Origin of the sequence: Shewanella sp. Isolate7, from assembly GCF_022398425.1 — a bacterium.
Lineage (GTDB): Bacteria > Pseudomonadota > Gammaproteobacteria > Enterobacterales > Shewanellaceae > Shewanella.
In genome coordinates this window covers 1-21,215 of sequence record NZ_JAKEVJ010000085.1, presented here as the reverse complement: position 1 = coordinate 21,215, position 21,215 = coordinate 1, and the positions used below count along the sequence as shown (strand labels likewise).

Genomic DNA, 21,215 nt, shown 5'->3' with positions numbered 1-21,215 from the left:
AACTCCTAGCGATCTGACACAACCACAGTGATGTGGCTGGTACGCTTGATAATACGATCAGCACGGCCTTTAGCACGTGGCATGATACGTTTCATAGTTGGACCCTCGTCTACAAAGACTTTTCCAACTTTCAGCTCGTCAATGTCAGCACCTTCGTTGTGCTCAGCATTAGCGATAGCAGAGTCTAGTACTTTCTTAACAAGTACAGCTGCTTTCTTAGGGCTGAAAGTCAAAATTTCAAGAGCCTTAGCAACAGGCAGTCCACGAATTTGATCTGCAACCAAACGACACTTTTGAGGCGACGTACGGGCAAAACGATGTTTAGCTAAAACTTCCATCTCGAGTCTCCCGTATTAACGCTTCTTCGCTTTCTTATCAGCAGCATGGCCGCGATAAGTGCGAGTTGGTGAAAATTCACCAAGCTTGTGGCCGATCATCTCGTCAGTTACGAACACAGGTACGTGCTGACGACCATTATGGACAGCGATGGTCAATCCAATCATGTTAGGAATGATCATTGAGCGGCGAGACCAAGTCTTGATAGGCTTCTTGTCACCCGCTTCCATCGCTTTCTCTACCTTCTTCAGCAAGTGTAGGTCAATGAATGGACCTTTCTTGAGAGAACGTGGCATGGCGAATCCTCTTACTTTTTGTTACGACGACGTACGATGTACTTGTCGGTGCGTTTGTTACTACGGGTCTTATAACCCTTAGTTGGGACACCCCATGGAGAAACTGGGTGACGGCCACCAGAAGTACGGCCTTCACCACCACCATGTGGATGGTCTACTGGGTTCATTGCAACACCACGAACTGTTGGGCGTACGCCTCTCCAGCGCTTAGCACCTGCTTTACCCAACTGGCGTAGCATATGCTCGGCATTACCAACTTCACCTAATGTCGCGCGGCAATCTACTGGAACTTTACGCATTTCGCCAGAGCGAAGACGTAGAGTTGCGTATGCACCATCACGAGCTACAACTTGTACATAAGTACCAGCTGAACGCGCTAGCTGAGCACCTTTACCAGGCTTCATTTCAACTGCGTGAACAACGCTACCTACTGGGATGTTGCGTAATGGCAAAGCGTTACCCACTTTGATTTCAGCATCGATACCAGACTGGATCTGATCACCAGCTTGCATGCCTTTAGCAGCAAGGATATAACGACGCTCACCATCAGCATACAAAACAAGTGCGATGTTAGCGGTACGGTTTGGATCATATTCCAAACGCTCTACCTTAGCAGGGATACCGTCTTTGTTGCGCTTGAAGTCAACAATACGGTAGTGCTGCTTGTGTCCACCACCTACGTGACGAACAGTGATACGACCGGTGTTGTTACGGCCACCGCTCTTAGCTTTTTTCGCCAACAGGCCAGCAAAGGGTTTACCCTTATGCAGATCGCTGTTTACCACTTTAACAACGTGGCGACGACCAGCAGAGGTTGGCTTACACTTAATAACTGCCATGATAATTCTCCTTTGCTTACTCAGCGCCGACGAAATCGATGTCAGCACCAGCAGCTAAAGTCACATAGGCTTTTTTCCAATCGCTACGACGGCCAGTACGGGCACCGTGACGCTTAGTCTTACCTTTGTTAACTAGAGTGCGAACTGAATCTACTTCAACTTCGAACAACTTAGCTACTGCAGCTTTAATTTCAGCTTTAGTCGCATCGATAGCTACACGGAAAACGACCGTGTTGTTATTTTCAGCGCAAACAGTACTCTTTTCAGAGATATGTGGCGCTAGAATAACTTTTAGCAAACGTTCTTCGCTTATCATCCCAGCATCTCCTCGATTTGCTTAACAGCATCGGCAGTAACCAGTACTTTTTCGAACGCGATTAGGCTTACTGGATCGATACCAGCAACGTCGCGAACGTCAACTTTGTACAGGTTGCGTGCAGCTAAGAACAAGTTCTCGTCAATCTCTGGAGTCACAATTAATACGTCTTCCAGCTTCATGTCTTTCAGCTTAGCCTTCAACTCTTTAGTCTTAGGAGCTTCAACACCGAATGACTCAACAACAACAAGACGATCTTGACGTACTAATTCAGACAGAATGCTCTTAAGCGCTCCGCGGTACATCTTCTTGTTAACTTTTTGGCTGTGATCTTGGGTTTTAGCAGCGAAAGATACGCCACCGCCACGCCAGATTGGACCTTTAACAGTACCAGCACGAGCACGGCCAGTACCTTTTTGGCGCCATGGCTTTTTGCCAGAGCCAGTTACTTCTGCGCGAGTCTTTTGAGCACGAGTACCCTGACGCGCGTTTGCAGCGTATGCTACAACTACCTGATGAACCAGTGCTTCATTAAAGTCACGGCCGAAGGTAGTTTCGGAAACTTCAAGAGCACTCTGTGCGTCTTTCAATACCAATTCCATTACTATCTCCTCAGACCTAAGCTTTAACGGCAGGCTTGATGATCAGGTCGCCATTAGTAGCGCCTGGAACTGCACCCTTAACCAATAGCAGGTTACGCTCAGCATCTACACGTACAACGTCTAGATTCTGGGTAGTAACACGCTCTGCACCCATGTGGCCAGACATTTTCTTACCTTTGAAAACGCGACCAGGTGTTTGGTTTTGACCGATAGAACCGTTAGCTCTATGTGCCAATGAGTTACCGTGTGTTGCATCTTGAGTACGGAAGTTCCAACGCTTGATACCGCCTTGGAAACCTTTACCCTTTGATTGACCAGTAACATCAACTTTCGCTACGTCAGCGAAGATATCAACATTAAGCTCAGCACCTACTTCGATGCCTTCGCCTTCACCGTCAGCCAGACGCATTTCCCACAAACCACGACCAGCTTCAACGCCAGCCTTAGCAAAGTGACCTGCTTCTGGTTTAGTGATGCGATTAGCTTTTTTGGTACCAGTAGTAACCTGAAGTGCACGGTAACCGTCAGTTTCTAAAGTTTTCACTTGAGCAACGCGGTTAGCTGCAATTTCAATTACTGTTACAGGTATTGACGCACCATCTTCAGTGAAGATGCGAGTCATACCTACTTTACGACCGATAAGACCGATAGCCATCTCTCAAACCTCTTCTAAGGATCTCAATTAACCTAAGCTAATTTGAACGTCAACACCTGCCGCAAGATCTAGACGCATAAGTGCATCTACAGTCTTTTCAGTCGGCTCTACGATGTCAACAAGACGCTTATGAGTACGAAGTTCGTACTGATCACGCGCATCTTTATTAACGTGTGGAGAGATCAAAACGGTATAACGCTCTTTACGCGTTGGTAGTGGGATTGGACCACGTACCTGGGCGCCTGTGCGCTTAGCAGTTTCAACGATTTCCGCTGTAGACTGATCGATCAGACGATGATCAAATCCTTTCAGGCGGATACGGATTCTTTGGTTCTGCATTGACCAGAGCTCCTAAAATGGACACATAAAAAATCACCCTCTAGCTTCTTCCTTATTGGAAAAGCAGAGCGAGATGATTTAACCGTTCGACTCCAAATCGGAGTCGCTGTATTATTTTACGTCGGTTTCGAGAACCGACAAACTTCGCCTAATGGTTAAGGCGAGGGGCTATTATACTGATCTCAAGCTGGAGATCAAGCCCATTGAACGAATTAACAGCAGTGATGCGCTAACTCTCAAAGTGGCGAGTATTATACTTATCCCGATCAGAAAAGCTAGCCTCATCTACCGAATAAATTACCGGCAATAAAAAAGGCAGCCTAAGCTGCCTTTTTCAGTGTGTTTATAAAATCAAACGCGATTAAGCGATGATCTTAGCAACAACACCAGCACCAACTGTACGGCCACCTTCACGGATAGCGAAACGTAGACCTTCGTCCATCGCGATTGGGCAGATTAGGGTAACAACCATCTTGATGTTGTCACCAGGCATTACCATTTCAACGCCTTCTGGCAGTTCGATAGTACCGGTTACGTCAGTTGTACGGAAGTAGAACNAAAAAAGGCAGCCTAAGCTGCCTTTTTCAGTGTGTTTATAAAATCAAACGCGATTAAGCGATGATCTTAGCAACAACACCAGCACCAACTGTACGGCCACCTTCACGGATAGCGAAACGTAGACCTTCGTCCATCGCGATTGGGCAGATTAGGGTAACAACCATCTTGATGTTGTCACCAGGCATTACCATTTCAACGCCTTCTGGCAGTTCGATAGTACCGGTTACGTCAGTTGTACGGAAGTAGAACTGTGGACGGTAGCCCTTGAAGAATGGAGTGTGACGACCACCTTCTTCTTTTGACAGTACGTATACTTCTGATTCGAACTGAGTGTGTGGAGTGATTGAACCAGGCTGAGCCAGTACTTGACCACGCTCAACTTCATCACGCTTAGTACCACGTAGTAGTACACCACAGTTCTCACCTGCACGACCTTCGTCAAGCAGCTTACGGAACATTTCAACACCAGTACAAGTAGTCTTAGTAGTTTCTTTGATACCTACGATTTCTACTTCGTCACCAACTTTGATGATACCGCGCTCAACACGACCTGTTACTACAGTACCACGGCCTGAGATTGAGAATACGTCTTCGATTGGCAGAATGAATGCACCGTCGATAGCACGCTCTGGCTCTGGGATGTAAGTGTCTAGTGCTTCAGCTAGTTCGACGATCTTAGCTTCCCACTCTGGCTCGCCTTCTAGGGCTTTCAGAGCAGAACCCTGGATAACTGGTAGGTCATCACCTGGGAAGTCGTACTCAGATAGTAGTTCACGAACTTCCATCTCTACTAGTTCTAGCAGCTCTTCATCGTCAACCATGTCACACTTGTTCATGAATACGATGATGAAAGGTACACCTACCTGACGAGAAAGCAGGATGTGCTCACGAGTCTGTGGCATTGGACCGTCAGTAGAAGCTACTACTAGGATAGCGCCGTCCATCTGTGCAGCACCAGTGATCATGTTTTTAACATAGTCAGCGTGGCCTGGGCAGTCTACGTGTGCGTAGTGACGAGTTGGAGTATCGTACTCGATGTGAGAGGTATTGATGGTAATACCGCGCTCACGCTCTTCTGGAGCGTTATCGATCTGTGCGAAATCTTTAGCTTCACCACCGTACGTCTTAGTCAGTACGTGAGAGATAGCAGCNTGGACCGTCAGTAGAAGCTACTACTAGGATAGCGCCGTCCATCTGTGCAGCACCAGTGATCATGTTTTTAACATAGTCAGCGTGGCCTGGGCAGTCTACGTGTGCGTAGTGACGAGTTGGAGTATCGTACTCGATGTGAGAGGTATTGATGGTAATACCGCGCTCACGCTCTTCTGGAGCGTTATCGATCTGTGCGAAATCTTTAGCTTCACCACCGTACGTCTTAGTCAGTACGTGAGAGATAGCAGCAGTTAGAGTTGTTTTACCATGGTCAACGTGACCGATGGTACCAACGTTAACATGGGGTTTACTACGTTCAAATTTTTCTTTAGCCACGATATATTCCTTTCTTTTCAGAAATACTCAGCCTTGCTGAGCAATAGCATTCAATTATGAGTTATAGACTAGTTTGCGATTATCCGCGCGCTTCTATAACTGATTTTGCAACATTCTGCGGCGCATCCGAGTACTTCAGGAACTCCATAGAGTATGAGGCACGCCCTTGGGTAGCGCTACGCAAGTCAGTTGCGTAACCAAACATTTCAGATAGAGGTACTACAGCTCGAACGATTTTGACGCCGCCAATGCCGTCGTCCATACCTTCGATCATGCCGCGACGTCGGTTCAAGTCGCCTACAACATCCCCCATGTAATCTTCAGGAGTGGTTACTTCAACCTTCATACAAGGTTCGAGTAACACAGGGTCTGCTTCGAGAGCACCCTTCTTGAAGCCCATGGAGCCGGCCACTTTAAACGCCATCTCGTTCGAGTCGACATCATGGTATGAGCCGTCAAACAGCGTTACTTTAACGTCCAAAACAGGGAAACCGGCGAGTACGCCATTCTTCATCTGTTCCTGGATACCTTTATCTACTGCAGGGATGTATTCTCTTGGAACAACACCACCAACAATCTCGTTGACAAATTCATAGCCGAAACCTTCTTCTTGAGGTTCAAGCTTCAACCAAACGTGACCAAATTGACCTCGGCCACCCGATTGACGAACGAACTTGCCTTCAACTTCTACACTCGAGCGAATAGTCTCACGATACGCTACTTGTGGTTTACCTACGTTACACTCGACACTGAATTCGCGACGCATACGGTCGACGATGATATCTAGGTGCAACTCACCCATGCCAGAGATCAGGGTTTGACCCGATTCTTCGTTGGTTTCAACGCGGAAAGAGGGATCTTCTGCAGCAAGTTTCTGCAGGGCAATACCCATCTTCTCTTGGTCGGCTTGAGATCTTGGCTCCACAGCGATCGTGATTACGGGCTCAGGGAACTCCATACGTTCGAGAATAACTTTATGGTCAGCATCGCATAGGGTGTCACCTGTAGTAACATCCTTCAGACCAATAGCCGCCGCGATGTCACCAGCACGGACTTCTTTGATCTCTTTACGGTCGTTTGCGTGCATCTGCACCATACGACCAATACGCTCACGCTTTTGTTTGACCGAGTTATATACGCCAGAACCCGTTTCCAATACGCCTGAATAAACACGCACAAAGGTCAGTGTTCCTACGAATGGGTCTGTCGCGATCTTAAATGCTAACGCAGAGAACGGCGCATTGTCGTCCGCCGGACGCTCTACTTCATTCTCCTGCTCGTCAATACCCTTAATGGCGGGTACTTCGACTGGCGATGGCAAATAATCGATAACAGCATCGAGTACAGCCTGCACACCCTTGTTCTTAAATGCAGAACCACAGGTGGCCAGTACGATCTCGTTAGCCAGAGTTCGCTGACGTAATGCTGCCTTGATCTCTTCTTCTGATAGCTCACCTTCTTCAAGGTACTTGTCCATCAGCTCTTCAGAGGCTTCGGCTGCACTCTCAACTAGGTATTCACGCATCTCATTGGCCTTATCGGCCAACTCCGCGGGAATTTCTTCATAAGTGAAGGTCGTACCTTGATCTGATTCATTCCAGTTAATGGCCTTCATCTTGATCAGGTCAATGACACCCTTAAACTCTTCTTCTGCACCTATGTTCAATTGAATAGGTACACAGGTCGCTCCCAGACGGTTACGTATCTGTCCAACGACGCGTTCAAAGTCAGCACCAGCGCGGTCCATCTTATTGACAAACACTAAGCGCGGGACGTGGTACTTGTCCGCTTGTCGCCATACAGTTTCGGACTGAGGTTCAACACCAGATGAACCACAGAACACAACTACTGCGCCATCGAGTACACGCAGCGAACGCTCAACTTCAATAGTGAAGTCAACGTGGCCAGGGGTGTCGATGATATTGATACGATGCTCGGTAAATTGAGCATCCATACCGCGCCAGAACGTGGTCGTTGCCGCAGAGGTGATAGTAATACCACGCTCCTGCTCCTGTTCCATCCAGTCCATGGTGGCTGCGCCATCATGCACCTCACCGATCTTGTGAGACATACCGGTATAGAAGAGAACACGTTCTGTAGTTGTGGTTTTTCCTGCGTCAACGTGAGCACAGATACCGATATTACGGTAGCGCTCAATTGGAGTTGTACGAGCCACGATTAAACCCTCTTTACTAAGGTAGGTACCTTAGTGATGTAAAACATGGTGCAGGCAAACGCCTGCACCAAAAGATTACCAGCGGTAATGAGCAAACGCTTTGTTTGCTTCTGCCATACGATGCACGTCTTCGCGCTTCTTAACAGCAGTGCCTTTGTTTTCGGCAGCATCTAGCATTTCACCTGCTAGACGTAGAGCCATAGATTTTTCACCACGCTTACGTGCAGCTTCAACTAACCAGCGCATCGCTAGTGCGTTACGACGCACTGGACGAACTTCACATGGTACCTGGTAAGTAGAACCACCAACACGACGAGACTTAACCTCGACTGATGGGCGTACGTTATCCAGGGCTGCTTCAAGGATCACTAGGTGCTCTTCGCCTTTCTTCTCAGCGACAACGTCTAGTGCCTTGTAAATGATTTTTTCAGCAGTCGACTTTTTGCCGTCCTGCATAATGACGTTGATGAACTTAGCCAGCAACTCACTATTAAATTTTGGATCTGGTAGGATTTTACGTTGTCCTACAACGCGACGTCTTGGCATAACAATTTCTCCGTATGCTTCAGGGACCCCAAAACTGGAATCTCAATTATCTCTAGCTTGGCCTTACTTAACGGAAAACGTTAAGACTTAGGACGCTTAGCTCCGTACTTAGAACGTCCTTGACGACGCTCACTAACACCAGCACAGTCTAATGCGCCACGAACAGTGTGATAACGAACACCTGGTAAGTCTTTAACACGACCACCACGGATTAGAATCACGCTGTGTTCCTGCAGGTTGTGGCCTTCACCGCCGATGTACGAAGTTACTTCGAAACCGTTAGTTAGACGCACACGAGCTACTTTACGTAGTGCAGAGTTAGGTTTTTTAGGTGTGGTTGTGTACACGCGAGTACAAACACCACGCTTTTGTGGACACGCATTCAACGCTGGCACGTTAGTCTTGATGACTTTTGGCGAGCGAGGCTTACGTACCAACTGGTTTACAGTTGCCATGTATAGCTCCGAATCAGTTGATAAACTCAACAGTAAGGTGTGAAAAATCTATATCCCACAGGTGTGGGACGCGAAATTTTAGAAAGGTAAGGGGTCGCTGTCAAGAAATAGCCAACTTTTTACCCAATTTAAGTAAAAAAAAGGCACCAGAGGTGCCTTTTTTACAATCTATTTACCGACTAGCACTGATTATTCAGGGCTGCCAGCCAGGTTCAATAGATCGGCAAGGTTCTGCTCTGCTTCACTTGCACTGATTGCCGGCACTTCTTCTGCCTGGCCACCCTGTGCAGCCTGGTTACGGCTGTTGTGATACGCATAACCGGTACCGGCCGGGATCAGACGACCCACGATAACGTTCTCTTTCAGGCCACGTAGCTTATCGCTCTTACCGCCTACGGCAGCTTCGGTCAATACGCGTGTGGTTTCCTGGAACGATGCCGCCGAGATGAATGACTCGGTCGCCAACGATGCCTTGGTGATACCCAGCAGTTCACGCTCGAACTTAGCAGGTGCTTTACCTTGCGCTTCCAGTTCGCGGTTAGCGATCTTGACGCGAGATACTTCAACCTGTTCGCCCGGTAGGAACTCACTGTCACCAGCTTCGGTGATCTCACACTTACGCAGCATCTGACGGATGATCACTTCGATGTGCTTATCGTTAATCTTCACGCCCTGCAGACGGTAAACGTCTTGCACTTCGTTAACGATATAGTTAGCCACCTTGTGAATACCGCGTAGACGCAGGATGTCGTGAGCTGCTTCTGGACCGTCGGCAATAACTTCACCGCGCTCCACCTTTTCACCTTCGAACACGTTCAGGTTACGCCACTTAGGAATCATCTCCTCGTATGGCTTACCACCATCGGCAGGAGTGATCACCAGACGACGCTTACCTTTGGTCTCTTTACCGAACGAGATAGTACCTGAGTACTCAGCCAAGATGGCAGGCTCTTTCGGCTTACGCGCTTCGAACAAGTCAGCAACGCGTGGCAGACCACCGGTAATATCGCGAGTCTTAGACGATTCTTGCGGAATACGTGCAAGCGCGTCACCAACGGCGATTTGTGCGTTATCGTCTTGGTTAACGATCGCCTTACCTGGCAAGAAGTATTGCGCAGGTACTTCAGTACCTGGAATCATCAGGTCGTTGCCATCGGCACCAACCAGACGGATCGCTGGACGCATCTCTTTACCAGCCGTAGGACGTTGACCCACATCCATCACAACGATAGAAGATAGACCTGTCAGCTCATCGGTCTGACGTGTCATGGTGACACCTTCGATCATGTCGACGAACTTGATGCTACCCGCTACTTCAGAAACGATTGGGTGAGTGTGCGGATCCCAGTTAGCGATGACTTCACCGGCGTTAACCGCTGCATCTTCCAGCTTCTCTAGGATAGTACCGTAAGGCACCTTGTAACGCTCTTTCTCACGACCCAGCTCATCAATAATCGCGATTTCAGATGAACGCGAAACGATAACCAGCTTGCCTTCAGTGTTAACAACGTGCTTAGCGTTGTGCAGCTTAACGGTACCGGCGTTCTTCACCTGTACGTTGTTTTCTGCAGACGCTCTCGATGCCGCACCACCGATGTGGAAGGTACGCATCGTCAGCTGTGTTCCTGGCTCACCAATTGACTGAGCAGCAACAACACCAATCGCTTCACCTTGGTTGATCAGGTGACCACGTGCAAGGTCACGGCCGTAACATGCCGCACACACACCGAAATCTGTGTCACAGCTGATGACCGAACGAACCTTCACTTCATCGACACTATGCTTCTCAAGCTTGTCACACCATGCTTCATCAAGCAGGGTGTTGCGAGGCGCTAGAACATCTTCGGTACCTGGGTAGTAAACGTCTTCTGCAACCACACGGCCCAGTACACGCTCACGTAGCGGCTCAACAACGTCACCACCTTCAATCAGCGGCTTCATGGTCAGACCTTCGTGTGTACCACAATCGTCTTCGATAACCACTAAGTCTTGTGCAACGTCAACCAGACGACGAGTCAGGTAACCCGAGTTCGCTGTCTTAAGTGCGGTATCCGCTAGACCCTTACGCGCACCGTGAGTAGAGATAAAGTACTGGAGTACGTTTAGACCTTCACGGAAGTTCGCCGTAATTGGGGTTTCGATGATCGAGCCATCTGGCTTAGCCATCAGACCACGCATACCCGCTAGCTGACGAATCTGTGCAGCACTACCACGAGCGCCTGAGTCGGCCATCATGTAGATGCTGTTGAACGAAGCTTGGGTTTCTTCTTCGCCATCACGGTTAATCACTGTCTCGCTAGACAGGTTATCCATCATCGCCTTAGAAACTTTCTCGTTCGCACTTGCCCAGATATCGATAACCTTGTTGTAACGCTCACCGGCGGTAACAAGACCCGACTGGAACTGCTCTTGAATCTCAAGCACTTCGGCTTCGGCATCAGCAACCAGAGTGTATTTCTCATCTGGGATAACCATGTCGTTGATACCCACAGAGGCACCCGAAACGGTCGCGAAGTGGAAACCGGTATACATGAGTTGGTCGGCGAAGATAACGGTATCTTTCAGACCCAACTGACGGTAACAGGTGTTCAATAGCTTAGAGATCTGCTTCTTACCCATGTTCTGGTTAACCAGATCATAAGATAGACCCTTTGGCAGCACCTGAGACAACAGGGCACGACCCACAGTCGTATCAACGATACGGCGTGACTCGGTACGCTCTCCGTCTTCACCAATAGTTGTCTCGGTAATACGTACCTTAACGCGAGCGTGTAGCTCGGCAACGCCAGTACGATATGCCTTTTCAACCTCGGCAACAGATTCGAACGCCATGCCTTCACCGCGACCGTTTACACACTCACGGCTGGTGTAGTACAGACCCAATACAACGTCCTGTGACGGTGTGATCACCGGCTCACCGTTCGCAGGTGACAGGATGTTGTTGGTAGACATCATGAGTGAACGTGCTTCCAACTGAGCTTCTAGCGTCAGTGGCACGTGAACCGCCATCTGGTCACCGTCGAAGTCAGCGTTGTATGCCGCACACACCAATGGGTGCAGTTGGATCGCCTTACCTTCAATCAGTACCGGCTCAAACGCCTGAATACCAAGACGGTGAAGTGTTGGTGCACGGTTAAGCATCACTGGATGCTCACGGATCACGTCATCGAGTACGTCCCAAACCTCTGGTACTTCACGCTCAACCATCTTCTTGGCGGCTTTGATGGTGGTGGCCAGGCCACGACCTTCCAGCTTGCCGTAGATGAATGGCTTGAACAGCTCAAGTGCCATCTTCTTAGGCAGACCACACTGATGCAGACGCAGAGTAGGACCTACGGTAATAACCGAACGACCTGAGTAGTCAACACGCTTACCCAGTAGGTTCTGACGGAAACGACCCTGCTTACCCTTGATCATGTCGGCCAAAGACTTCAGAGGACGCTTGTTAGAACCCGTGATCGCACGACCGCGACGACCGTTATCCAATAGCGCATCCACAGACTCTTGCAGCATACGCTTTTCGTTGCGTACGATGATGTCCGGTGCTGCTAGGTCTAACAGACGCTTCAGACGGTTGTTACGGTTGATCACGCGGCGATACAGATCGTTCAGATCTGAAGTCGCGAAACGGCCGCCGTCCAGCGGTACCAGTGGACGCAGATCAGGTGGCAGAACTGGTAGCACCTTGAGGATCATCCACTCTGGCTTGTTGCCAGACTGGTAGAAGGCCTCAATCAGCTTCAGACGCTTAGTGATCTTCTTACGACGAGTCTCAGAGTTGATCGATGGCAGCTCTTCGCGCATCTCTTCAATCTCTTTCTCAAGATCGATAGCACGCAGCAGCTCAAGTACTGCCTCGGCACCCATCTTGGCTTCGAACTCGTCACCGTACTCTTCGAGTGCGTCGAGGTAGTTTTCCTCGGTCAGCATCTGACCGCGCTCGAGGCTGGTCATGCCAGGCTCGATCACCACGAAAGATTCGAAGTAAAGCACACGTTCGATGTCACGCAGAGTCATATCCAGCATCAAACCGATACGAGACGGCAGAGACTTCAAGAACCAAATGTGTGCTACTGGACTTGCAAGATCGATGTGACCCATACGCTCACGACGTACTTTAGTCTGGGTAACTTCAACGCCACACTTCTCACAAATCACCCCACGGTGCTTAAGACGCTTATACTTACCGCATAAACACTCGTAGTCTTTAACTGGACCAAAAATACGCGCACAGAACAAACCTTCACGCTCAGGCTTGAAAGTACGGTAGTTGATGGTTTCTGGCTTCTTAACTTCACCAAATGACCAAGAGCGGATCAGATCAGGCGACGCTAGGCCGATCTTGATACCTTCAAATTCTTCAGTCTTGCTTTGCTGTTTCAGAAACTTTAATAAGTCTTTCACGTTTCTCTCCTGAAGGAGTTAAACCAGGTGCCCTGCTCTCGCAGAGCACCGTTTATTGCCAAACTTCGGCGATGGCCAAGTCTTACTCTTGATCCAACTCGATGTTAATACCGAGCGAACGGATCTCCTTCAGCAATACGTTGAAGGACTCAGGCATACCTGGTTGCATCTGATGGTTACCGTCGACGATGTTCTTATACATCTGAGTACGACCGTTAACGTCATCAGACTTAACAGTAAGCATTTCTTGTAGCGTGTAAGCGGCACCGTATGCTTCAAGTGCCCATACTTCCATCTCACCGAAACGCTGACCACCAAACTGAGCTTTACCGCCCAGAGGCTGCTGAGTAACAAGACTGTAAGAACCTGTTGAACGCGCGTGCATCTTATCGTCAACCAAGTGGTTAAGCTTAAGCATGTACATGTAACCTACGGTTACTGGACGTTCAAACTCGTTACCGGTACGACCATCAAACAACTTCAGCTGTCCAGAGGTTGGCAGACCTGCTAGTTCAAGCATGTCCTTAATCTCTTTCTCTTTCGCGCCGTCGAATGCTGGGGTCGCAGTCGGAATACCGCCTTTGAGGTTCTTAGCAAGACGTAGAACTTCTTCATCGGTGAACGAATCGATATCGACCTGCTGCTGCACGCCTTCACCGAGTTCGTATACCTTCTTGATGTAGCCACGAAGCTCTGCAAGTTCACGCTGCTCTTCGAGCATAGCTGTGATGCGATCACCAATGCCCTTGGCCGCGGCACCTAAGTGCACTTCGAGAACCTGACCTATGTTCATACGTGATGGTACACCTAGTGGGTTCAATACGATGTCCACTGGGTTACCCTTTTCGTCGTACGGCATATCTTCGATTGGGTTGATCTTAGAGATCACACCCTTGTTACCGTGACGACCCGCCATCTTGTCACCAGGCTGGATAGTACGTTTAACCGCTAGGTAAACCTTAACGATCTTGAGTACGCCAGGTGCCAAGTCATCACCCTGGGTGATCTTGCGGCGTTTGATTTCAAATTTCTTATCGAAATCGGCTTTCAGCTCTTCATGCTGCTCGGCAAGTTGCTCAAGTTCAGTCTGCTTAGCTTCGTCTTCAATGGTTTGAACCAGTAGTTGAGGACGTGGCAGTGCATCAAGCTCAGCCTCTGCAAAACCAGCTCCCAGGAGCAGGTTACGTGCACGGCCAAAGACACCTTCTTCAAGGATCTTGAACTCTTCGGTCAGGTCTTTCTTAGCCTGAGCGATATGCATCTCTTCGATCTCTACAGCACGCTTGTCTTTCTCAACGCCGTCACGGGTAAATACCTGAACATCGATGATGGTACCCTTAACAGAGTTAGGGACACGCAGTGAGCTGTCTTTAACGTCAGAAGCCTTTTCACCGAAGATAGCGCGTAGTAGCTTCTCTTCTGGGGTCAGCTGAGTCTCACCCTTAGGCGTAACCTTACCAACTAGGATGTCGCCACCCTTCACTTCTGCACCGATGTAAACGATACCTGATTCGTCCAGCTTAGACAGCGCAGACTCACCTACGTTTGGAATATCGGCGGTGATCTCTTCGCTACCCAGCTTAGTATCACGAGCAATACAAGAAAGCTCTTGAATATGGATAGTGGTGAAACGATCCTCTTGCGCAACGCGCTCAGAGATTAAGATCGAATCCTCGAAGTTGTAACCGTTCCAAGGCATGAACGCGATACGCATGTTCTGACCAAGTGCCAGATCACCCAGGTCGGTAGACGGACCGTCGGCCAGTACGTCACCACGAACCACTGGATCGCCAACGCTACAACATGGACGCTGGTTGATACAGGTGTTCTGGTTAGAACGCGTGTACTTGGTCAGGTTGTAGATGTCGATACCGGCTTCGCCAGGTGTCAGCTCATCTTCGTTAACCTTAACCACGATGCGGCTTGCATCGACATAGTCAACGTAACCACCACGCTTAGCGGCAACAACCACGCCCGAGTCGACAGCAAGTGTACGCTCAATACCGGTACCTACTAGAGGCTTGTCGGCCTTAAGTGTTGGTACTGCCTGACGTTGCATGTTCGCACCCATCAATGCACGGTTCGCATCATCGTGTTCTAGGAACGGAATCAGCGAGGCAGCCACAGAGATGATCTGCTGTGGAGATACGTCCATATACTGAACGTCGGCAGCGCGCATAAAGGTAGATTCACCCTTATGACGACAAGCGATCTGCTCTTCAACCATGCGGCCATCGGCATCGACTTCGATGTTGGCCTGTGCAATCACGTAGCGACCCTCTTCGATAGCAGACAGGTAATCCACCTGATCTGTGATCACACCGTCAACCACTTTGCGGTATGGTGTTTCGAGGAAGCCGTAAGAGTTGGTACGCGCGAAGCTTGCCAACGAGTTAATCAGACCAATGTTTGGACCTTCAGGGGTCTCAATTGGACATAGACGACCATAGTGAGTTGGGTGAACATCTCGAACCTCGAAACCTGCACGCTCACGGGTCAGACCGCCTGGGCCAAGCGCAGAGATACGACGCTTGTGTGTCACTTCTGACAGCGGGTTGTTCTGGTCCATGAATTGAGACAGCTGAGAAGAACCGAAGAACTCTTTCACTGCCGCAGAAATTGGCTTAGCGTTGATCAAATCTTGTGGCATCAGCTCGTTCAGATCGCCCAGAGACAGACGCTCACGCACGGCACGTTCTACACGAACAAGGCCGACACGGAACTGGTTCTCAGCCATTTCACCAACACTACGGATACGACGGTTACCCAGGTGGTCAATATCGTCGACTTCATCGTTACCGTTACGGATTTCGATGATCTTCTGCATTACTGCAACGATATCTTCCTTGGTCAGGATACCAGTACCCTCGTCGTCATCGATACTGAGACGACGGTTGAACTTCATACGACCCACTTTAGACAGGTCGTAACGCTCTTCGCTGAAGAAGAGGTTTTGGAATAGCGCTTCGGCAGCATCCTTGGTTGGCGGCTCGCCAGGACGCATCATACGATAGATCTCAACCAGCGCCTCTAGACGGTTAGTGGTTGAATCGATACGTAGGGTGTCAGAGATATAGGCACCGTGATCAAGCTCGTTGATGTATAGGGTGTCAATCTCTTTGATGCCGGCCATAGACAGCTTAGCAAGATCTTCCAGGCTGATTTCGGCGTTAGCAGAAACCAGTACTTCGCCCGTATCAGGGTCGATGTAGTCTTGTGCAGCAATCTTGCCTGAGATGTACTCAACAGGTACTTCAAGCTCGGTAGTGTTTGTCTTTTCAAGTTGACGAATATGGCGCGCAGTAATACGGCGGCCCTTCTCAACTAGGATGTTACCTTCAGCATCTTTGATGTCGTAGCTAGCAGTCTCACCACGCAGGCGATCGGCAACCAGTGCCATGACTAGGCTATCTTTCTTGATCTTGTACTGAACACGTTCGAAGAACAGATCGAGAATATCTTGAGTCGAGTAGTCAAGTGCACGCAGTATGATAGACGCCGCAAGCTTACGACGACGGTCGATACGAACAAACAGTGCATCTTTAGGATCGAACTCAAAGTCCAACCATGAGCCACGGTAAGGAATAATACGTGCGTTATAAAGCACCTTACCTGAAGAGTGGGTCTTACCACGGTCGTGATCGAAGAATACACCAGGAGAACGGTGTAGCTGAGAAACGATAACACGTTCAGTACCATTGATAACAAAGGTACCGTTTTCAGTCATCAGAGGGATATCCCCCATGTAGACTTCTTGTTCTTTAATGTCTTTAACTGTGCCAGGCGCAGCTTCACGATCATACAGCACCATACGCAGTTTAACGCGTAGTGGAGCAGAGTATGTAACACCGCGAATTTGACACTCTTTCACATCAAAAACTGGCTCACCTAGCTTATAGCTGACATATTGCAGCTCTGAGTTACCAGAAAAGCTCTTGATGGGAAAAACGCTACGGAAAGCGGCTTCTAAACCACGCTCACCTGTAGGATCTTGATCGGTGAACTTCTTAAACGAGTCCAACTGGATTGACAGCAGGTAAGGGATATCCAACACTTGTGGACGCTTACCAAAGTCTTTGCGAATACGCTTCTTTTCAGAATAGGAGTAAACCATGGGTTTCCTCTGATTGCGAGATGTGACCAAGACTGAAACAACACTAAGTTGCAACAGCACGTTTGCCCATCACCGTTGAAAGCAAGAACCTAACCAATAATCTCTGCTAGGGACTGCGAAATCTGGCGACAAACGGTGAATAAAAAATCGCCTACGCTTACAGCGCAAAAAAGGCCGACGGTTAAAAAACCGTCAGCCTCCGCCCGATCACTCGGGAGGTTGTAAGTTAGAGTATAACTTACTTGATCTCTACTTGAGCACCAGCTTCTTCAAGATCTTTCTTCAGAGCTTCAGCTTCTTCTTTAGAGATGCCTTCTTTAACAGCTACTGGAGCTGATTCAGCCATACCCTTGGCTTCTTTCAGGCCTAGACCTGTAGCGCCACGAAGAGCTTTAATTACTGCAACTTTGTTGTCGCCGTGTGAAGCAAGAATTACGTCGAATTCTGTCTTCTCTTCAGCAGCAGCGCCTGCATCAGCACCACCAGAAACAACAGCAGCAGCGGCAGAAACGCCGAACTTCTCTTCCATTGCTTCGATTAGTTCAACAACTTCCATTACAGACATAGCTGCAAGGGCTTCTAAGATTTGGTCTTTAGTGATAGACATAACAAAAAATTCCTAATTGTACTGAATTCAATTTATTTAAGCGGCTTGTAAAATTAAGCAGCTTCTTTCTGATCGCGTAGAGCGGCCAATGTACGAACGAACTTGCCAGCAGATGCTTCTTTCAGAGTCATCATGAACTGTGCTAGTGCCTCTTCGTATGTTGGTAGTTTTGCTAAACGATCAATGTCGCTTGCAGGGATTAATTCCCCTTCAAAGGCTGCTGCTTTGATTTCAAAGTTCTCTTGCGCTTTAGCGAAATCTTTAAGAAGACGCGCAGCTGCACCTGGGTGCTCGTTAGAGAATGCAATCAAAGTTGGACCAGTAAACGTTTCGCCTAGGCACTCAAAATCAGTACCTTCAACAGCACGCTTAACTAGTGTGTTACGTACAACTTTTACGTAAACACCAGCTTCACGAGCGGTTTTGCGAAGACCGGTCATATCACCTACAGTCACACCGCGAGAATCGGCAACAACTGCAGATAAAGCACCTTTGGCAGCTTCGTTGACTTCAGCAACAATCGCTTTTTTGTCTTCGAGTCTTAATGCCATTGGCTTTACTCCTGGATTCAATCTAGGGATTGTCCCTAGCAATTACCATACTAAGTATTAAATACTCAGTTACTTACGGCGCGAATATCCAGGCAGAATAAAATCTATCTGGGGTCCGACACCGTCTACGTAGGAAATTAAGCTAACGCTTATTCGTTAACACCTACGGTCTTGGACGTGAACCATTTTCACGAGTGAAAACGGTCCTCAACCCACAAGGTGCGCGCATTATAGACTAATCCCCGCACCTTGTAAAACAAGCTAAGAAATTAAGCTGTTGGGTTCAGAGTGCTCTGATCAACCGCAACACCTGCACCCATAGTGGTAGAGATGCTTACTTTCTTAACGAAAACGCCTTTAGCTGCAGCAGGCTTAGCTTTGATAAGCGCGCCTAGCAGAGCGTCTAGGTTTTCTTTCAGTTGAACTGGTTCGAAGTCCACTTTACCGATGGTAGTGTGGATGATACCGTTCTTGTCGTTGCGGTAACGAACCTGACCAGCTTTAGCGTTCTTGACAGCTTCAGCAACGTTTGGCGTTACAGTGCCAGTCTTAGGGTTAGGCATCAGACCACGCGGGCCCAGGATTTGACCTAACTGACCAACAACGCGCATTGCATCTGGAGATGCGATAACAACGTCGAAGTTCATTTCACCAGCTTTAACTTGTGCAGCAAGCTCGTCCATACCAACTAGCTCAGCACCGGCTTCTTTAGCGGCGTCAGCGTTAGCACCTTGAGTAAACACAGCAACACGTACTTCACGACCAGTACCGTGTGGCAGAACAGTCGCGCCACGAACGTTTTGGTCAGATTTACGTGGGTCAACACCTAGGTTAACCGCAACGTCAACACTTTCAACGAACTTAGCAGTAGCTAGTTCTTTCAGTAGTGCAACAGCTTCGTTGATGTCGTAGCTCTTAGTCGCTTCTACTTTTTCGCGGATCAAACGCGCGCGTTTAGTTAGCTTTGCCATGATATTAATCCTCTACTACCAAACCCATTGAACGCGCAGTACCTTCGATTGAGCGAGTCATCGCTTCAATGTCAGCACCAGTCATATCAGCGGCTTTAGTCTCAGCGATTTCCTGGACAGCGCTACGCTTGATAGTTCCCACTTTTTCAGTGTTAGGACGGCCAGAACCAGACTTAAGACCAGCAGCTTTAAGCAGCAGGAATGAAGCAGGTGGAGTCTTAGTTTCAAAAGTGAAAGAGCGATCAGTGTAAACAGTGATCACAACAGGAATTGGCATACCTTTCTCGAACTTTTCAGTACGAGCATTGAATGCTTTACAGAATTCCATGATGTTGACACCTTTTTGACCCAATGCAGGACCAACTGGTGGCGACGGGTTTGCAGCACCGGCTGCTACTTGTAGTTTGATGTAACCATCAACTTTCTTTGCCATGAGACATTTTCCTCAAGTTTGGGTACAAACGCTAACGACGACATGCCGATTAGCTCCCCGAAAATAATGGGTGCGGATTATACAAAAAATCCGCACCCATTTCCAATACGTTTTGTGCTTTATTTAATCAGCTTTTTTCAATCTGGCTGAAATCTAGCTCTACAGGTGTTGAACGACCGAAGATCATTACAGACACCTTAACGCGGTTCTTCTCGTAATCGACCTCTTCCACTGTGCCGTTGAAGTCGGCAAATGGACCGTCGGTCACGCGAACCACTTCACCAGGCTCAAACATCACGCGATGAGTCGGAGACTCTGTCGTCTCTTGTAGACGCTGTAGAATCGCGTCTGCTTCGCGATCAGAGATAGGCGCTGGACGATCAGAGGTGCCACCGATAAAGCCCATCACACGAGGGATGCTCTTTACCAAATGCCAGCTTTCATCGTTCATTTCCATCTGTACTAACACATAACCAGGGAAGAACTTACGCTCGCTCTTACGACGCTGGCCTGCACGCATCTCGACAACTTCTTCGGTCGGTACTAGTACCTCGCCAAAGTAGTGCTCCATGCCATGCATTTTGATGTGTTCAAGCAATGATTTGCATACACGACCTTCATAACCCGAAAAGGCCTGAACCACATACCATCTTTTTTTAGCTTCAGTCATACGAAATGCCTATACGCCCGTAATAAAATTAACAATTCTCAGCAGTACCGCATCCATTCCCCACAGAACCAATGCCAGTACGCCTGTTGCCGCCAGTACGATAAATGTCGTGTTTAGGGCTTCTTGACGCGTCGGCCATACCACTTTACGCACTTCAATGTGAGACTCGCGAGCGAAAGTCAGCGCTTGTTTACCCTTCTCGGTTTGAAGCGCAATAAAACCTGCTATAGCAAATGCCACTACGACACCGATAGCACGAACTAATACGCTAGCTTCGCTATACATCTGATTAGCAATAATGGCGGCCGCTAGTAGTACGACTACTATGCCCCATTTAACGATATCCAGAGAGTTTCCCTGGTTTTCAGTATTTGTTGTCATCGGTTAATTCCGTTACTCACTACGACCTGAGCTTAAGTATGGTCAGGCATTAAAGACTCGCAACCGCGGAGATTGCCCAGACCACACCACTAACATTCTCCGAACTTACTCCCAGAGCAAGCAGTAAGCCCAGAGGGTCAAAAATCGGCCATAGATTGTATTCTTATTCCGCGCAGTAAGCAAGGCTAAGCCGCACAAGGATAAGCACAATATCTGAGAGACCTAAAACAAAAAAGGCAGCCTAAGCTGCCTTTTTCAGTGTGTTTATAAAATCAAACGCGATTAAGCGATGATCTTAGCAACAACACCAGCACCAACTGTACGGCCACCTTCACGGATAGCGAAACGTAGACCTTCGTCCATCGCGATTGGGCAGATTAGGGTAACAACCATCTTGATGTTGTCACCAGGCATTACCATTTCAACGCCTTCTGGCAGTTCGATAGTACCGGTTACGTCAGTTGTACGGAAGTAGAAC

18 protein-coding genes and 4 pseudogenes are annotated in these 21,215 nt (G+C 48.6%); all 22 read right to left on the bottom strand.

Annotated elements, in window-relative coordinates; genetic code table 11:
• Positions 1-5: 5 nt before the first annotated feature.
• Positions 6-338: a 50S ribosomal protein L22 gene (gene rplV, locus L1D47_RS17375; protein ID WP_011863971.1), complete on the bottom strand. Its 333-nt coding sequence runs from the start codon at positions 336-338 to the stop codon at positions 6-8.
• 15 nt (positions 339-353) lie between these two features.
• Entirely contained in the window at positions 354-632 is a 279-nt protein-coding gene (gene rpsS, locus L1D47_RS17370) for a 30S ribosomal protein S19 (RefSeq protein ID WP_006083596.1), read from the bottom strand.
• 11 nt (positions 633-643) lie between these two features.
• Positions 644-1,471 carry a 50S ribosomal protein L2 gene (gene rplB, locus L1D47_RS17365; protein ID WP_041510738.1) on the bottom strand — a complete coding sequence of 276 codons (828 nt, stop codon included), beginning with the start codon at positions 1,469-1,471 and terminating at the stop codon, positions 644-646.
• Positions 1,472-1,487: 16 nt separating this feature from the next.
• Positions 1,488-1,787: a 50S ribosomal protein L23 gene (gene rplW / locus L1D47_RS17360; protein ID WP_028774664.1), complete on the bottom strand. Its 300-nt coding sequence runs from the start codon at positions 1,785-1,787 to the stop codon at positions 1,488-1,490.
• Positions 1,784-2,389 (bottom strand): 50S ribosomal protein L4, encoded by a 606-nt coding sequence (gene rplD / locus L1D47_RS17355; protein ID WP_011863967.1) that lies wholly within the window; start codon positions 2,387-2,389, stop codon positions 1,784-1,786. The genes rplW and rplD overlap by 4 nt, the downstream gene beginning before the upstream one ends.
• 16 nt (positions 2,390-2,405) lie before the next feature.
• Entirely contained in the window at positions 2,406-3,044 is a 639-nt protein-coding gene (gene rplC, locus L1D47_RS17350) for a 50S ribosomal protein L3 (protein WP_041510739.1), read from the bottom strand.
• A gap of 27 nt (positions 3,045-3,071) precedes the next feature.
• Positions 3,072-3,383: a 30S ribosomal protein S10 gene (rpsJ, locus tag L1D47_RS17345; RefSeq protein ID WP_011070616.1), complete on the bottom strand. Its 312-nt coding sequence runs from the start codon at positions 3,381-3,383 to the stop codon at positions 3,072-3,074.
• 361 nt (positions 3,384-3,744) lie between these two features.
• Positions 3,745-3,939 (bottom strand): annotated as a pseudogene (gene tuf / locus L1D47_RS17340) (elongation factor Tu); the annotation flags it as partial.
• A gap of 55 nt (positions 3,940-3,994) precedes the next feature.
• Positions 3,995-5,101 (bottom strand): annotated as a pseudogene (gene tuf, locus L1D47_RS17335) (elongation factor Tu); the annotation flags it as partial.
• A pseudogene (locus L1D47_RS17330) lies at positions 5,094-5,429 on the bottom strand (GTP-binding protein); the annotation flags it as partial. The pseudogenes tuf (L1D47_RS17335) and L1D47_RS17330, both read right to left, overlap by 8 nt.
• 79 nt (positions 5,430-5,508) lie before the next feature.
• Positions 5,509-7,605, bottom strand: coding sequence for an elongation factor G (gene fusA, locus L1D47_RS17325; protein WP_239886194.1), 2,097 nt, complete (start codon positions 7,603-7,605; stop codon positions 5,509-5,511).
• 75 nt (positions 7,606-7,680) lie between these two features.
• Positions 7,681-8,151, bottom strand: coding sequence for a 30S ribosomal protein S7 (rpsG, locus tag L1D47_RS17320; RefSeq protein ID WP_041508314.1), 471 nt, complete (start codon positions 8,149-8,151; stop codon positions 7,681-7,683).
• Positions 8,152-8,231: 80 nt separating this feature from the next.
• Entirely contained in the window at positions 8,232-8,606 is a 375-nt protein-coding gene (rpsL, locus tag L1D47_RS17315; protein ID WP_011863962.1) for a 30S ribosomal protein S12, read from the bottom strand.
• A 189-nt stretch (positions 8,607-8,795) separates the two neighbouring features.
• A complete protein-coding gene (gene rpoC / locus L1D47_RS17310; protein ID WP_041508313.1) occupies positions 8,796-13,010 on the bottom strand; it encodes a DNA-directed RNA polymerase subunit beta' in 4,215 nt (1,404 codons plus the stop codon).
• Positions 13,011-13,092: 82 nt separating this feature from the next.
• The gene (gene rpoB / locus L1D47_RS17305) at positions 13,093-17,124 is read right to left on the bottom strand and encodes a DNA-directed RNA polymerase subunit beta (RefSeq protein WP_041508312.1); all 4,032 of its coding nucleotides are present in this window, start codon (positions 17,122-17,124) and stop codon (positions 13,093-13,095) included.
• Positions 17,125-17,362: 238 nt separating this feature from the next.
• Entirely contained in the window at positions 17,363-17,731 is a 369-nt protein-coding gene (rplL, locus tag L1D47_RS17300; protein WP_041508311.1) for a 50S ribosomal protein L7/L12, read from the bottom strand.
• 53 nt (positions 17,732-17,784) lie between these two features.
• Positions 17,785-18,282 (bottom strand): 50S ribosomal protein L10, encoded by a 498-nt coding sequence (gene rplJ / locus L1D47_RS17295; protein ID WP_041508310.1) that lies wholly within the window; start codon positions 18,280-18,282, stop codon positions 17,785-17,787.
• Positions 18,283-18,551: 269 nt separating this feature from the next.
• The gene (gene rplA / locus L1D47_RS17290; protein WP_011863957.1) at positions 18,552-19,253 is read right to left on the bottom strand and encodes a 50S ribosomal protein L1; all 702 of its coding nucleotides are present in this window, start codon (positions 19,251-19,253) and stop codon (positions 18,552-18,554) included.
• 4 nt (positions 19,254-19,257) lie between these two features.
• Complete coding sequence (gene rplK / locus L1D47_RS17285) at positions 19,258-19,686, bottom strand: 50S ribosomal protein L11 (RefSeq protein WP_011863956.1); 429 nt, start codon at positions 19,684-19,686, stop codon at positions 19,258-19,260.
• Positions 19,687-19,813: 127 nt separating this feature from the next.
• Positions 19,814-20,356, bottom strand: coding sequence for a transcription termination/antitermination protein NusG (gene nusG, locus L1D47_RS17280; protein WP_011863955.1), 543 nt, complete (start codon positions 20,354-20,356; stop codon positions 19,814-19,816).
• Between the two features lie 9 nt (positions 20,357-20,365).
• Positions 20,366-20,737 carry a preprotein translocase subunit SecE gene (secE, locus tag L1D47_RS17275; protein WP_041508308.1) on the bottom strand — a complete coding sequence of 124 codons (372 nt, stop codon included), beginning with the start codon at positions 20,735-20,737 and terminating at the stop codon, positions 20,366-20,368.
• Positions 20,738-21,019: 282 nt separating this feature from the next.
• Positions 21,020-21,215 (bottom strand): annotated as a pseudogene (gene tuf / locus L1D47_RS17270) (elongation factor Tu); the annotation flags it as partial.